This window comes from Streptomyces sp. NPDC026538 (genome assembly GCF_055567535.1).
In genome coordinates this window covers 467052-480934 of the sequence record NZ_JBVHQG010000005.1, presented here as the reverse complement: position 1 = coordinate 480934, position 13883 = coordinate 467052, and the positions used below count along the sequence as shown (strand labels likewise).

General features: G+C 72.2%; 13 protein-coding genes. 3 read left to right on the top strand and 10 right to left on the bottom strand.

Annotation, left to right across the window (positions count from 1 at the left end):
• Positions 1 to 17 precede the first annotated feature (17 nt).
• A complete protein-coding gene (gene fdxA / locus ACZ4N4_RS22635) occupies positions 18 to 338 on the bottom strand; it encodes a ferredoxin (protein WP_007495984.1) in 321 nt (106 codons plus the stop codon).
• 140 nt (positions 339 to 478) lie between these two features.
• On the opposite strand from fdxA, the gene ACZ4N4_RS22630 reads away from it, so the two are divergent.
• Together ACZ4N4_RS22630 and ACZ4N4_RS22625 are read left to right on the top strand one after the other, a co-directional pair.
• Positions 479 to 1483, top strand: coding sequence for a GNAT family N-acetyltransferase (locus ACZ4N4_RS22630; protein ID WP_467591436.1), 1005 nt, complete (start codon positions 479 to 481; stop codon positions 1481 to 1483).
• Between the two features lie 43 nt (positions 1484 to 1526).
• Complete coding sequence (locus ACZ4N4_RS22625) at positions 1527 to 2414, top strand: transglutaminase family protein (protein WP_467591434.1); 888 nt, start codon at positions 1527 to 1529, stop codon at positions 2412 to 2414.
• Between the two features lie 151 nt (positions 2415 to 2565).
• Here the strand turns inward: ACZ4N4_RS22625 and ACZ4N4_RS22620 are convergent, their stop codons facing one another.
• From ACZ4N4_RS22620 to ACZ4N4_RS22585, 8 genes are all read right to left on the bottom strand, one after another.
• On the bottom strand, positions 2566 to 3180 hold the full coding sequence (locus ACZ4N4_RS22620; RefSeq protein WP_453380457.1) for a response regulator: 615 nt from the start codon (positions 3178 to 3180) through the stop codon (positions 2566 to 2568).
• Positions 3177 to 4385 (bottom strand): sensor histidine kinase, encoded by a 1209-nt coding sequence (locus ACZ4N4_RS22615; RefSeq protein WP_453570753.1) that lies wholly within the window; start codon positions 4383 to 4385, stop codon positions 3177 to 3179. Before ACZ4N4_RS22615 ends, ACZ4N4_RS22620 begins: the two co-directional genes overlap by 4 nt.
• On the bottom strand, positions 4382 to 5122 hold the full coding sequence (locus ACZ4N4_RS22610; protein ID WP_453570750.1) for an ABC transporter permease: 741 nt from the start codon (positions 5120 to 5122) through the stop codon (positions 4382 to 4384). The genes ACZ4N4_RS22615 and ACZ4N4_RS22610 overlap by 4 nt, the downstream gene beginning before the upstream one ends.
• On the bottom strand, positions 5119 to 6063 hold the full coding sequence (locus ACZ4N4_RS22605; RefSeq protein ID WP_467591429.1) for an ABC transporter ATP-binding protein: 945 nt from the start codon (positions 6061 to 6063) through the stop codon (positions 5119 to 5121). Before ACZ4N4_RS22605 ends, ACZ4N4_RS22610 begins: the two co-directional genes overlap by 4 nt.
• Before the next feature lie 141 nt (positions 6064 to 6204).
• Complete coding sequence (locus ACZ4N4_RS22600; protein ID WP_467591426.1) at positions 6205 to 8538, bottom strand: peptidoglycan binding domain-containing protein; 2334 nt, start codon at positions 8536 to 8538, stop codon at positions 6205 to 6207.
• A gap of 155 nt (positions 8539 to 8693) precedes the next feature.
• Positions 8694 to 9110: a DUF6113 family protein gene (locus ACZ4N4_RS22595; RefSeq protein ID WP_467591423.1), complete on the bottom strand. Its 417-nt coding sequence runs from the start codon at positions 9108 to 9110 to the stop codon at positions 8694 to 8696.
• Positions 9107 to 9988 (bottom strand): N-acetyl-1-D-myo-inositol-2-amino-2-deoxy-alpha-D-glucopyranoside deacetylase, encoded by an 882-nt coding sequence (gene mshB / locus ACZ4N4_RS22590; RefSeq protein WP_467591421.1) that lies wholly within the window; start codon positions 9986 to 9988, stop codon positions 9107 to 9109. The genes ACZ4N4_RS22595 and mshB overlap by 4 nt, the downstream gene beginning before the upstream one ends.
• An 80-nt stretch (positions 9989 to 10068) precedes the next feature.
• The gene (locus ACZ4N4_RS22585) at positions 10069 to 10263 is read right to left on the bottom strand and encodes a hypothetical protein (RefSeq protein WP_351745642.1); all 195 of its coding nucleotides are present in this window, start codon (positions 10261 to 10263) and stop codon (positions 10069 to 10071) included.
• A gap of 189 nt (positions 10264 to 10452) precedes the next feature.
• Here ACZ4N4_RS22585 and ACZ4N4_RS22580 point away from each other — a divergent pair, with 189 nt between their 5' ends.
• Positions 10453 to 12573 (top strand): prolyl oligopeptidase family serine peptidase, encoded by a 2121-nt coding sequence (locus ACZ4N4_RS22580; RefSeq protein ID WP_453570735.1) that lies wholly within the window; start codon positions 10453 to 10455, stop codon positions 12571 to 12573.
• A 245-nt stretch (positions 12574 to 12818) separates the two neighbouring features.
• On the opposite strand, the gene ACZ4N4_RS22575 is transcribed toward ACZ4N4_RS22580, so the two are convergent.
• Positions 12819 to 13880 carry an ABC transporter ATP-binding protein gene (locus tag ACZ4N4_RS22575; RefSeq protein ID WP_467591417.1) on the bottom strand — a complete coding sequence of 354 codons (1062 nt, stop codon included), beginning with the start codon at positions 13878 to 13880 and terminating at the stop codon, positions 12819 to 12821.
• Positions 13881 to 13883: the final 3 nt, after the last annotated feature.

The window sequence follows — 13883 nt, the reverse complement described above, 5'->3', positions numbered from 1 at the left end:
GCGGCCGCCGGTACGGCTTACTCGGCCTGCGGGGGCAGCGCGGCGACGAAGGGGTGGTCGCGCTCGATGAGGCCCAGCTTGCTGGCGCCGCCGGGCGAGCCGAGCTCGTCGAAGAACTCGACGTTGGCCTTGTAGTAGTCCTTCCACTCCTCCGGAGTGTCGTCCTCGTAGAAGATCGCCTCGACCGGGCAGACCGGCTCACAGGCGCCACAGTCAACGCATTCGTCCGGGTGGATGTACAAGGACCGCTGGCCCTCGTAGATGCAGTCGACCGGGCACTCCTCGATGCACGCCTTGTCCTTCACGTCGACACAAGGCTGCGCGATGACGTAGGTCACGCTGTCGTTCCTCCTCGATTGGGCGCTGGCGGGCCTCCGTAGGCTCCGCCGCCTGGCGCGCGGGAGCGCGGCGTCGTCGATGCCCGCCTCTAGTATCTCCGTTCTCGGGCATGATCCGAACAGGAGGGGTGAACTGACCAGTGGAAATCTCGGCCGCAGGACGCTTCGAGGTCCGTATCACCGCTGCTGACGTGGGCAAACGGGTCTCCGTGCGCCGTTTGGCCGGAAATGGCGTCACCGAGGAGAAGTTCACCGACACGGTGGGTGTTCTCACATCATGGGACGACACCGGCGTGTTGACGATCACCAGGCGGGACGGGCAGATCGTCCGGATACCGGAGTCCACGCTGGTGGCGGCCAAGGTGGTACCGGCCGCTCCGGCGCGCCGCCGGGGACCGGCGGCGACGTACCGGGAGCTCGCGCGTGTCGCCTCGCGCGGCTGGCGGCCGCTGGAGAGCGAGCAGCTCGGCGAGTGGGAGCTGCGGGCCGCCGGAGGGTTCACCCGGCGGGCGAACAGCGTGCTGCCGCTGGGCGATCCGGGGCTGCCGCTCGACGCGGCCCTGGAAGCCGTGCGGGGCTGGTACGCCGAACGGGGGCTGCCCGCCTACGTACAGGCCGCGACCGGCGCCGAGGGCACCCAGGAGCTGCTGTGCGCGGAGCTGGAGCGGCGGGGCTGGGTGCGTGAGGTGAGCGCCGAGCTGTGGACCGGCGCGCTGGCGCCGGTGGCGGACCGGGCGGAGGGGGCCGGTGTGATGCTCTCCCGGACCGCCGACGAGGCCTGGCTGGCGCGCTACCAGCGCAAGGGGGTCAGCGAGGTCGCCCTGCGGGTGCTGGGCGGGGGGCCGTCCGTGTGGTTCGCGACCGTTCCCGGCGAGGGTGCCCCGGCGGCCATCGGGCGGTTGGTGGTGGACGGCCGGTGGGCCGGGTTCGCCGCCGTCGAGGTGGATCCGGCGCTACGACGCCGGGGGCTGGCCGGCGAGGTCATGGCCGCGCTCGCCCGGCGGGCGCTGGAGGAGGGCGCGTCGGCGGCCTGGCTGCAGGTGGAGGCGGAGAACACGGGAGCGCGGGCGATGTACACCGGGCTCGGGTTCGGGGCGCACCACACCTACCACCACTACAGGGCGCCGGGGGCGGACGGCCGCTGAGGCCGCCGCGGCACGGATCGTTCCGGAAGGGCATCGAACAGCTATGCATCCCCCTTTTCCAGATCCGGATCCGGATCCTCGTCCGCAGCCACGTCCGCCGTCGCCGGATCGGGCCGCCGAGGTGCGGGCCCGGTTCGCCGAGGAGGTGCGGTCCGAGCGGCCCGATCTGGCGACGCTGTGTCTGCTGCTGGGCGCGGCGGCGGACGGCTCGCTGGACGAGGCCGGGATCGACGCGGCGCAGATGGAGCTGGACCGGCTGGCCGGGCAGCTGCCGTACCGGCCGGGCGGGCCGCTCGCCTGGGCCACGGCGGCCCACCGGGTGCTGGGCGAACGGTCCGGCTTCCACGGTGCCGCCGCGGACTACCGCCGGCTGGAGTCCTCCCTGCTGCACGCGGTGCTGCGGCGGCGGCGCGGGCTGCCGATCCTGCTGTCCGTGGTCTGGCTGGAGGTGACCCGGCGGGCGGGGGCACCGGTGTACGGGGTCGCGCTGCCCGGGCATTTCGTGGTGGGGTTCGGGCCGGCCGACGAGCAGGTGCTGGCCGATCCGTTCGACGGGGGGCGGGTGCTGACCGGGTCGGACGCGCAGACGCTGGTTACGGGGGCGGCGGGGGTGCCGCTGGAGCCGGCCATGCTGGAACCGGCCGATCCGCTGGACGTCCTGCGGCGGATCCTCAACAACGTGCGGGCCTGGGCGGCGGCCCGGCCGGAGCGGTCGGACGTGGGCCTGTGGGCGGTGGACCTGTCCCTGCTGATGCCCTCGCACCCGGCCCGGCTGCGGTACGACCGGGCGCGGCTGCTGGTGGAGCGGGGTGACTTCGTCGACGGCGCCGAGGAGCTGGAGGAGTACGCGGGGCTGATCGACGCGGTCGACGAGGGGGCGGCGGAGAAGGTGCGGGGCGAGGCCCGGGCGGCACGGGCCCGGCTCAACTGACAGGAGTGAGGCCGCCTCCGCTTCGCCGTAGGGGTGGTGGTGGGTGCGCGGCTGCGGGTGCGTCGTGGCTTGTCGCGCGGTTCCCCGCGCCCCTGGGTGGGCTGCCCCGCCCGGCGCCGGGAGACTGCTGTCGCTCAGGCTCCCGGGTTTCCTACAGCCAGCCCTTCTCCCGGGCGATCCGGACCGCTTCGGCCCGGTTGCGTACCGCCAGCTTCTGGATGGCCGTCGAGAGGTAGTTCCGTACCGTCCCCTGCGAGAGGTGCAGCGCCGCCGCCAGTTCCGCGTTCGTGGAGCCGTCGGCCGCCGCGCGCAGGACCTCCCGCTCGCGGTCGGTGAGGGGGTTGGCGCCCTCCGCCAGGGCGGCGGCGGCCAGGGTCGGGTCGATGACGCGCTCGCCGGCCAGGACCTTGCGGACGGCCTCGGCGAGTTGGGCGGCGGGGGCGTCCTTGACCAGGAACGCGTCGGCGCCCGCCTCCATCGCGCTGCGCAGATAGCCGGGCCGCCCGAAGGTGGTCAGGACGACCAGTTTCACGGCGGGCAGCGCCTTGTGCAGCTGGGCCGCCGCCTCGATGCCCGTGCAGCCCGGCATCTCGATGTCGAGCAGGGCCACGTCGACGCCGTGCGCCCGCGCCGCCGCCAACACCTCGTCGCCGCGCGCTACTTGGGCCACGACCTCGATGTCGTCCTCCAGGCCCAGCAGGGCGGCCAGCGCCTCGCGGACCATCGACTGGTCCTCGGCGAGGAGGACCTTGATCGTGCTGCTCATGCCCCGGATCCTACGGCCCCGCCGACGCCGAGCGGGACCCGGGCGACCAGCCGGAAACCGCGCTTCACGCGGCCCGCCTCCAACGTGCCGCCGGCCTTCTCCAGCCGCTCGGTGAGCCCGGTGAGACCGTTGCCGGGGACCTTGCCGGAGCCGCCCGAGCCGTTGTCCTCGACGGAGAGTTCGAGGACCGGGCCGTCCAGGGTCTGACGGCGCAGCAGCTCCACCGTGCAGGCGCTCGCGCCGCTGTGCCGGACGATGTTGGTGATCGCCTCGCGCAGCGCCCACGCGAGGGCCGCCTCGCCGTCCTCGGGCACTCCGGTGAGGTCGGGCTCGGCCGGGATCTCCGCGGTGACCGCGGCGGCGGTCAGGGCCACCTGGGCGCCCGCGAGTTCGGCGGCGAGCCGGGGGCGCCGGTAGCCGGTGACCGCCTCGCGGACGTCCACCAGGGCCTGCCGGCTGACCTGTTCGATGTCGGAGACCTGCTGGGCCGCCTTGTCGGGGTGGTCGGGGAGCATCCGGCCGGCCAGCTCGCTCTTCAGGGTGATGAGCGAGAGCGAGTGCCCCAGCAGGTCGTGCAGGTCCCGGGCGAGCCGCAACCGCTCCTCGTTCGCGGCCAGTTGGGCGACGGTGGCGCGGGCCTTGCGCAACTCGACGGTGGTGGCGACCAGTTGCCGTACGCCGATCATGGAGTAGCCGACCAGGAGCACCACCAGGAACAGGCCCCAGGCCTCGTCCAGGTCGTGGTGGTACCAGCCCGCCAGCATCATGGCGGCGGTGTTCAGCGGGATCGTCCAGTAGGCGACCCGCAGCGGGAAGGTCACTCCGCACATCACGGAGACGTACACGAACAGACCGAACCAGGAGCCGCCGAGGCCGAAGGCCAGCACGACCGCGAGCGCCCCCTCCACAGCGATCGCGGCGTCGACGATCCAGCCCCGGAAGGGACGGCCCATGGAGCGGAAGACGATGGCCAGGTAGATCCCGGCGAAGGCCACCAGGCCCGCCCAGCCGGCCACCGTCGCCCCGGTGCCGTGGTGGCCGGAGGCCAGATCGTCCGCCGGGGAGGCGAGGTAGATCAGCCAGGGCAGGACCCACACCATCTTGCGCAGCGCCTCGCCCCGGCTGCGGGGCGGCTGACCGATCCGCACCAGCCGGTCTCCGCGCGCTTGCTCGTCCGGCCTCGGGTCTTCCGTCATCGTGCTCACGCCTTCAGCGTGTCCTTCCGGTACAGCCAGGCCGCGCCGCCGACGAACAGGGCGAAGAAGACGACGAGGATGGCGATGTCCTTGGCCTGCGGGGCCTGGCTCTGTTCGATGGCCCGACCCAGTGCAGCGTACGCGTGCGTGGGCAGCCACTTCGCGATGTCCTGGAGCCAGGTCGGGAAGGAGGAGGACGGCCACCACAGGCCGCCGAGGATCGACAGGCCGAAGTAGGTGATCATCGTGATCGGGCGGACCGCGTCACCGGAGGCGAGGTAGCCGATGGCCACGCCGAGCGCGGCGAAGACCAGGCTGCCGGCCCAGATGGCGCCGGTGAGGGCGAGCCACTGCCAGGCGTCCAGCCGTACGTCCTTCACCGTGGCGGCGATCACGAAGACGACCACGATGGAGGGCAGGCTCACCACGGCGGCGCTGGCGGTCTTGGCGAGGACGTAGCCGCGACCGGGCAGGGTGGTCAGTCGCAGCTGCCGTACCCAGCCGCTCTCGCGCTCCTTGGCGATGCGCTCGCTGTTGCCCATCAGGACGGCGGTCAGGGCGCCGAAGGAGGCCATGGAGACCATGACGTAGGCCGCCAGGGAGAGCCCCGAGTCGTCGACGGTCTGGCTGGTGTCGCCCTGGCTGGCGACCAGCAGGAAGATGATCGACGGGTAGATCACCGAGAAGAACAGGAACTTGCGGTTGCGCAGGGCCCGGGCGAGCTCCAGCTTGATCAGTGCGTTCACGACTGCGTGGCCTCCTTGGCCTCTTCGGCCTCCGTGATGGCGACGAAGGCCTGCTCCAGGCCGAGCCCGGCGACTTCGAGGTTGTGGGGGTAGAGGCCGAGGCCGTACAGCGCGTGGACGGTGGCGTCGGCGTCGGACGACTGGATGCGGACGGTCTGGCCGGAAATGTCGACGGCCGTGAGGAACGGCAGCGCCCGCAGCGGCGCCTCGTCGATCTCGCCCTCCAGGTCGAAGGAGACCCGGCGGGCGCCCGCCTTGGCCTTGATCTCGGCGGCCGTTCCGTCGGCGAGCAGCCGGCCCCGGTGCAGCACCAGCACCCGGTCGGCGATGGCGTCGGCCTCTTCGAGGTAGTGGGTGGCGAACAGAACCGTCCGCCCCTGGTCGGCCTGTTCCCGCATGGTGGCCCAGAAGGCCTGGCGGGCGGAGACGTCCATGCCGGTGGTCGGCTCGTCCAGGACGATCAGGTCGCTGTCGCCGGCTGTCGCGAGGGCGAAGCGGACGCGCTGGGACTGGCCCCCGGAGAGCTTGTTGACCTTGCGGTCGGCGATCCCCGAGATGGCCGCGCGGGCGAGGACGTCGGTGACCTTGTAGGGCCTGGGGTGCAGCCGGCAGGCGAGCCTGACGAGTTCGGCGACGGTGACCTCGTCCATCAGGCCGCCGCTCTGCAGCATCGCGCCCACCCGTCCGGCGACGATGGCCTCGCGCGGGGTCGTGCCGAAGACGCTCACCGAGCCGGTGTCGGCCTGCTTGAGGCCGAGCAGCAGGTCGAGCGTGGTCGACTTGCCCGCGCCGTTGGGCCCGAGCAGGGCCACGGTCTCCCCCGGGTGCAGCCGCAGCGAGAGCCCGTCGACGGCCCGCACCTTCCCGTAGATCTTGCTCACCTGGTCGAACCCGACCACCACCGGGGTGCCGGTGGCGGTGGTCGCCGCTGTCGTTGTCATGCCGTCCATGTTCGCGGCGAGCCCCTGGCCGGGGGCAGTGCCGACCGTCCGGAGAGCCGCATGACAGATGTCATCCGCACGGCGTGACACGCCGGAGGGGGGCGCCCGGTACTCACCGGGCGCCCCCCTCTGGAGTGGGCGTCAGCTGGGGTTGGTGTCGATGACTCCGATGCGCTCTGCCGGCGTCTTGCCGACCAGTGCCCTGCGCAGCACGGAGGCGACGTCCTGCGGGGTGACGGCCGTCTTCTGACCATTGCCCCGGGTGATCAGCACGCCGTCGAAGGTGCTGCCGTATGCGTTCTTGAGCGCCTCAAGGTCGTACGTCTCCACCAGCTTGCCGTCGACGGCCTTGAAGCCGAGGATCTTCGGCAGGGACACGGCACCGAACGGGATGCTGTGCACCGCGTCCGTCTGCACGTAGACCTTGGCCGACATCGCCGGCTCCGCGAACGCCTTCATCTCGCGGTCGACCTCGGCGTTGGAGACCGTCGGCTGCACGGTGGTCGTCGGTACGGCGACCGCGGAGGCCGTACCCGTCTCCACCATCGACTCGTACGCCTGCTTCACCGCGTTCGTGGAGGCGGCCGCGTCGATGCCCTTGCCCGCCTTGCCGTAGACCGCGACGGCCTTGCCCGAGGTGAACTTGATCGTGCCGTCGGTGGCCGAGCCGGAGCCGGAGCCGAGGCCCTTGAGAGCGGCCTGGAGCTTCTCCTCGTCGACCGGCATGGCGGGCTCGACGACCCGCTTCTGGCCGAACAGGGACCCGATCACGGAGACCGGGTTGTAGTCGCTCTGGGCGGCGGCCTCGACCGTGGACTGCATGTCGAACTGCAGGCCCGCCTGGTCCGGCGGCAGCGAGACGGCCTTGCCGTCGACCGACAGCTTCAGCGGCTTGTTCACCCGTGAGCCGAACGCGTCGTCGAGCTTCTTGACGGCGTCGTCACGGGTGCCGCCGCCGATGTCGACGCCGAGCACCGTGGTGCCCTTGGGCACGTCGGAGTGGTTCATCAGGAGCCCGGCGCCGTAGACGCCGAGGCCGGCGACCACCACGACACCGACGAGCAGCGGCAGCTTGCCGCGCTTCTTCTTCGCCTTCGCCTTGCCCTTGGACTCGGCCGGGGGCGGCGAGACAGGCTCGGGCAGCTTCGGGGGCGTGTGCGGCAGCGGCCCGTCGGCGGGCGCGCCCGGCGCGAACGGGGAGTTCGCGCCCGGCGGTACCACCGGGATACCGCTGGTGACGGTGTGTCCGGAGACGTTGCCCGCCGGGGATCCGTAGCCGGGCGTGCCCGGTTCGGGGGCGGGCTTCTGCGGGGTGAGGATCGCGGTGTCGTCGCTCAGGCCGCCGCCGGGGCCGAGGCCGGGACCGGCGGGGGCGGTGCGCGCGCCGGGTCCGGCCTGGGCGTGCCGGCCGGCGGGGCCGCCCGGGCGTGCACCGGGGCCGGCGGGGCCACCGGGGCCGGCCGGGCCGCCCGGCGCGCCGAAGGGCTCGCCACCCTTGAAGGGCGCGCCGCCCGGGCCCGCGAAGGACTCACCGCCGTTGACCGGCGGGATGAACGGGCCGTCGCCGGTGACCGGGCCGCCGGTGGGGCCCGCCGGGCCCTGCGGGCCGCCGGGACCGCCGGGCAGGCCGGGGCCGTTGAAGCCGCTGGGGCCGCCAGGACCGGCCGGGCCGCCGCCGGGCGCGCCGGGACCGGGCTGGGCGCCGTTCTGGCCGCCGTTCTCGGAGAAGTACGGCAGTTCGTCCCGGCGGGGCTCGCCGGGGCCCTTCGCGCCGCCCCGGGGGCCGCCGAGCGGGCCCGCGGCGAGCGCCTCGGTCACGTCGAAGGAGCCGGTGCCGCCGCCGTGTCCGGGGGCCACCGGGCCGCCGGTCGCACCGGTGGGCAGCCCCGCGCCGTTGGTCGAGCCGGGCCGGGACGTGCCGGGCACGCTCATGGAGCCGACGACACCGCCGGGGCGGCCGCCGTTCGGACGCGCGGCACCGGGGGCACCCTGCGCGGCCGGGCCGTTCGGCGCCGCGGCGGGCGAACCGCCGGGCAGGCCGGCACCGTTGGTGGCGCCGCCGCGCTGACCGCCCTTGGCCGGCCCGGACTTGCGCGGCGCGAACCAGTCGCTGGCCTGCTCGCCGGTGGCGGGCCCCGGCGCGGTCTCGGCGGGCGGCTCGACGGTGCCGGTGGACATGGCGGCGCCCGTCGGCTGCGCGTGCGTGCCCGTCTCCTCACCGGCGCCGCTCTCGGCGTCGGTGACGGGGGTACGGACGACCACCGGCGGAATCGGCCGGGATCCGGGGATGTTGATCCGGATCCGGGTCGTCAGCGTGGTCTCGGTCTTTCGTTCCTCCGGCTGCGCGGCCGAACGGCCCGCGCCCTTCCCGTCGTCGGAAGCCATGGGGGTCCCGTACGGCGGCGTGCCCGAGGGGTAAGCGGCTCCCCCGTGCCCGTCGGGCCCGGAGGAAGGAGTGTCAGTTTCACGACTCAAGGCAGGTTCTCCCGGTTGGCTCCGCCGCCCGTACGACCTTGCTCGGGCGGCTCGGCGGCGCGCACCACCATACTGGCCACTTCTGTCGCTTATCCCATGACCGCTGGGGAAACCCACACCGGACTCGCACGCGCGCCGCACGGCGAAGTGGTACGTCACTTGCCAAGTCGGGCGCCGTCCGTGTCGGGTTGCCGCCCCAAACCTATAGTGGCGCAGATCACAGCCAGCGCCATGCCGCCGAGCAGGAAGAGGTAGGAGCCGCCTCCCGCACCGAACAGGAAGTCGCCCTCGGGTCTGCTGGCGGTGAGCAGGATGACGGCGACGACCCAGCCGAACGCGGGTGCCACTGCCCCGGACCGGCTGCCCAGCGCCCGCGACCCGCCGAGGAAGAGCCCGGCGGCGCCGGCCAGGGCGAGCAGCAGCCCGCCGGGGAACCAGGCGGCCTGGACGAGGGTTCCGGCGAGGCCGACGACCGCGCCGAGCACGATCAGCCCGAGCAGGGCGGCGATCCGCCCGGCGGGGGGCCGCTGCAACGGTTGCGCCAGCATCGAGCCACGTCCTGCGGAGCTCATGACGCCTCCCCGATACCGGCGAAGAGATCGGTCTCGCGCGCCGCGCCCGGCTCGCCGACCGCCAACTCGTAGTACTCGGTGATGAATACGGGCTGCGCCAACTCATTGCTCAGCGCGAAGTAGGGGGCACCGTGCGGGGCCACCTCGATCTGGGTGGCGTGGGCGGCCATCGCGGCGGTCTTCGCGGCGGCGTACCCGGTGCCGTCGATCTCGGTGGTGACACGACGGTCCTCCACCACGCCGGGCACGTCGTCGACGGCGGCGGACTTGGCGAAGGGCAGCCCCGGCAGCTCGTCCTGGAGCCGGGCGAAGGCGGCCACGGCGACCGCGCGCGGGACGCGGTTCCAGTAGACCTTGGAGACGCGGTGGCCGGCCTCGGCGGCCAGGTCGACGGCTCTCATGGCGACACGGTGGGCCTGGATGTGGTCCGGGTGGCCGTATCCGCCGTTGTCGTCGTAGGTGACGAGGACCTGGGGGCGGACCTCCAGGATCACCTCGGCCAGGCGTCCGGCGGCCTCGTCGACGTCGGCCTGCCAGAAGCAGCCGGGCGCTTCGTTGTCGGGCAGGCCCATCATCCCGGAGTCGCGGTAGCGGCCCGGGCCGCCGAGCAGACGGAAGTCGGTGACGCCGAGCTCGCGCATGGCGGCGGTGAGCTCCCCGAGCCGGTACTCGCCCAGCGCCGGGCCGGTGAGATCCCGCAGCTCGGGCGGAATGACCTCACCGCCCTCACCGAGGGTGCAAGTGACCAGCGTCACATGGGCACCCTGGTCCGCGTAGCGGGCCATGGTGGCGCCGTTGTTGATCGACTCGTCGTCCGGGTGCGCGTGCACCAGCAGCAGTCGCCGGGCGGGTAGCGGCCGGGCGGGCGGTTCCGTCATGTGCCCAGCCTACGAAACGCCACCGACAGCGCCACGCAGCCCCGGTCCGTGAGGTCGGCCGGGTCGGAAGGTGGTCCGGGTCAGAACTTGATGCTGCCGATCATGCTGGCGACGTTGGTCGTCAGATCGCTGATCGTCGGCGCGATGGTCGAGGAGGCGAGATAGAAACCGAGCAGCACGCAGACGACCGCATGCCCGCCCTTCAGACCCGACTTCTTGATCAGCAAGAAGACGATGATCGCCAGCAGCACCACCGCCGAAATCGAGAGTGCCACGGCGGCTCACCTCCAAAGGTCCCTGGGACGCGGGGGGTTCGGGTATGGGGGTTGTAGATCGGTACAGCAAATCCATGCGCAAGCCAGCGGGTTCATACCCACTCAGCGGTAGTGATCATAACTATGCGTGCTCGCGCATCGCTCGGCGCACGGCCGCACAAGGGGGCGCATGGCCAATATGGTCGGGGCATGAAGACCGAGGCTGTCTCATTCCCCCGCCGGCACGCCCGCACCCAGCGTTTCACGCTCGGCGCGCCGCGCGCGTTCACCGTGGCCCCCGACGGCTCACGCGTGGCGTTCCTGCGCTCCGGTTCCGGTACGGACCGGGCCAATTCCCTGTGGATTCTCGATGTGCCGAGCGGCGAGGAGCGCCTGGCGGCGGATCCGCGCACCCTGCTCGGCGGCGCCGAGGAGCACCTCTCGGCGCAGGAGCGGGCCCGTCGCGAACGCAGCCGTGAGGGCGGTGCCGGCATCGTCGGCTACGCCGCCGACGCGGCCCTGGAGCTGGCGTCTTTCGCCTTGTCAGGGCGGCTTTTCACGGCGGAGCTCCGAGCCGGCACCACACGCGAACTCACGGTCCCCGGGCCGGTGATCGACCCGCGCCCCTCTCCCGACGGCCGTCATGTCGCGTACGTCGCGGAGGGCGCCCTGCGTGTCGTGGGCGCCGGCGGCGAGGGCGACCGGGCGCTGGCGGAGCCCGAGTCGGAACAGGTCACCTATGGACTGGCCGAGTTCATCGCGGCCGAGGAGATGGGGCGTTCGCGCGGATTCTGGTGGTCGCCGCGGTCCGACCGGCTGCTCGTGGCCCGCGTGGACGACACGCCGGTACAGCGGTGGTGGATCGCCGACCCCGCCCACCCCGAGCGTGAGCCACATCATGTCGCCTACCCGGCGGCGGGCACCGAGAACGCGGACGTACGGCTGTTCGCCTACGACCTCGAAGGGGGGCGCGCGGAGGTCTCCTGGGACCGGGCACGCTACCCGTACTTGGCGCATGTGCACTGGTCAGAGGCGGGTGCACCGCTGCTGCTCGTACAGGCGCGCGACCAGCGCAGCCAGCTGTTCCTCGCCGTGGACCCGGGGTCGGGGGCGACCCGGATGGTGCACGCCGACGAAGATCCAACATGGCTTGAACTGTTCGGTGGAGTGCCCTGCTGGAGCCCCTCCGGACAGCTGATCCGGATCGCCGACGAGGGCGGCGCCCGGGTGCTCGCGGTGGGTGAACGGCCGCTCACGGGCGCCCAGTTGCACATCCGTGCGGTTCTCGACGTGACCGCCGACGACGTGCTGGTCTCCGCGTCCGCCGGCGAGGAGGCCGAGTCCCCCGAGATCGGCGAGGTACACGTCTACCGCGTCAACGAACTCGGCGTGGAGCGCGTGTCGCAGGCGCCCGGCGTGCACACGGCCGTGCGCGCCGGGGGCGTGACCGTTTTGGTGTCCGCCGCTCTGGACACCCCGGGCGCCCGTGTCCAGGTGCTGCGTGACGGAAAACCTCTGGCAACTGTCACGTCGTACGCCGAAGATCCCGGTTTGTCCCCGCGCGTGACACTCACCGAGGGGGGCGCACGCCGAATTCCGTGCGCCGTGCTTATGCCACGGGACTACCACGGGGACACTCCCCTTCCGGTTCTGCTCGACCCCTACGGTGGTCCGCACGGCCAGCGCGTGGTCGCCGCGCACAACGCCCACCTCACCTCCCAGTGGTTCGCCGACCAGGGTTTCGCGGTGGTCGTCGCCGACGGCCGGGGCACGCCGGGCCGCTCCCCCGCCTGGGAGAAGTGCATCAAGGACGACATCGCGGCGATCGTCCTCCAGGACCAGGTCGACGCGCTCCAGGCGCTCGCCGCCGACTTCCCCCTCGACCTCACCAAGGTGGCGATCCGCGGCTGGTCCTTCGGCGGCTACCTCGCCGCACTCGCGGCGCTGCGCCGGCCGGACGTCTTCCACGCGGCCGTGGTGGGCGCCCCGGTGACCGACCTGCGCCTGTACGACACCCACTACCAGGAGCGCTACCTCGGCGACCCGGGCGAGCAGCCGGACGTGTACCGCCGCAACTCGGTGATCGACGACGCGGGCCTGGTCGACGCGGCCGAACCGCACCGCCCGATGATGATCATCCACGGCCTGGCGGACGACAACGTGGTGGTGGCCCACTCACTGCGCCTGTCCAGCGCCCTGCTGGCGGCGGGCCGCCCGCACGAGGTGCTCCCGCTGTCGGGCGTGACGCACATGACCCCGCAGGAACAGGTGGCGGAGAACCTCCTCCTGCTCCAGCTGGACTTCCTCCGGCGCGCTCTCGGACTGGGCTGAGCAACAACTCTCCGCAGAGCACCGCAACCAATAATTGAGGAACCACGGCGAAGCACCAGCCAGGTCCGCGAGAGCGGCGCCGGTTTAGGTGCAAAAAGGGGCAACGGGCCGGAGCGACATGGCGCGCTCCGGCCCGTTTACGGCACCCGCACGGCCGTACGCTGATTACAGTGCCGCGTCCGTATATCGGGACCGGGTCGGCGAAGTTGCCTCCGTGTTAACGAGATTGACCCCGGTTCGCCCTGCTATGCACCCCCGTCGGCAAGATCGTCCGGCCGCTCTTCCGGCGGCACCACCTGCTTCTCCTCCGCGAAGTGGCAGGCGGAGTCATGGGCCGCCGGCCCCGACGTCTGCTGGAACACGGCGGGCACCGCGAGCAACGGCACCTCCAGCGCGCACCGCTCCTGCGCCTTCCAGCACCGCGTGCGGAACCGGCACCCCGACGGAACGTTCGTCGGCGACGGCACGTCCCCGCTCAGGATGATCCGCTCCCGGTGTTCCCGCGCCTCCGGGTCCGGCACCGGCACCGCGGAGAGCAGCGCCTGGGTGTAGGGGTGGGTCGGGTGCTCGTAGATCTCCTCGTCCTTGCCGATCTCCACGATCCGCCCGAGGTACATCACCCCGACCCGGTCCGAGATGTGCCGCACGATCGACAGGTCGTGGGCGATGAAGACGTACGACAGGTCGAAGTCGTTCTGGAGCCGGTCGAGCAGGTTGATCACCTGGGCCTGGACGGAGACGTCCAGCGCGGACACCGGCTCGTCCGCGACGATCACCTCGGGGCGCAGCGCCAGCCCCCGTGCGATGCCGATGCGTTGCCGCTGGCCGCCGGAGAACTGGTGCGGATAGCGGTTGATGTACTCGGGGTTGAGACCGACGACGTCCAGCAGTTCCTGGACCCGCTTGCGACGGTCGCCCTTGGGGGCCACCTCGGGGTGGATCTCGTACGGCTCCCCGATGATGTCGCCCACGGTCATCCGGGGGTTGAGCGAGGTGTACGGGTCCTGGAAGACCATCTGGATGTTGCGGCGGACGGCCTTCAGTGCCCGCCCGCCCAACCTGGTGATGTCCTCGCCCTTGTACTTGATCACCCCGGCCGTCGGCCGCTCGAGATGGACGAGCATCTTGGCGACCGTCGACTTGCCGCAGCCGGACTCCCCGACGATGCCGAGGGTCTCTCCCTTCTTGAGCACGAAGTCGACACCGTCGACGGCCTTGACGGCACCGATCTGTTTCTTGATCAAGATGCCCTGCGTCAAGGGGTAGTGCTTGACCAGTCCACTCACTTCCAGGATCGGCTCAACCATCGC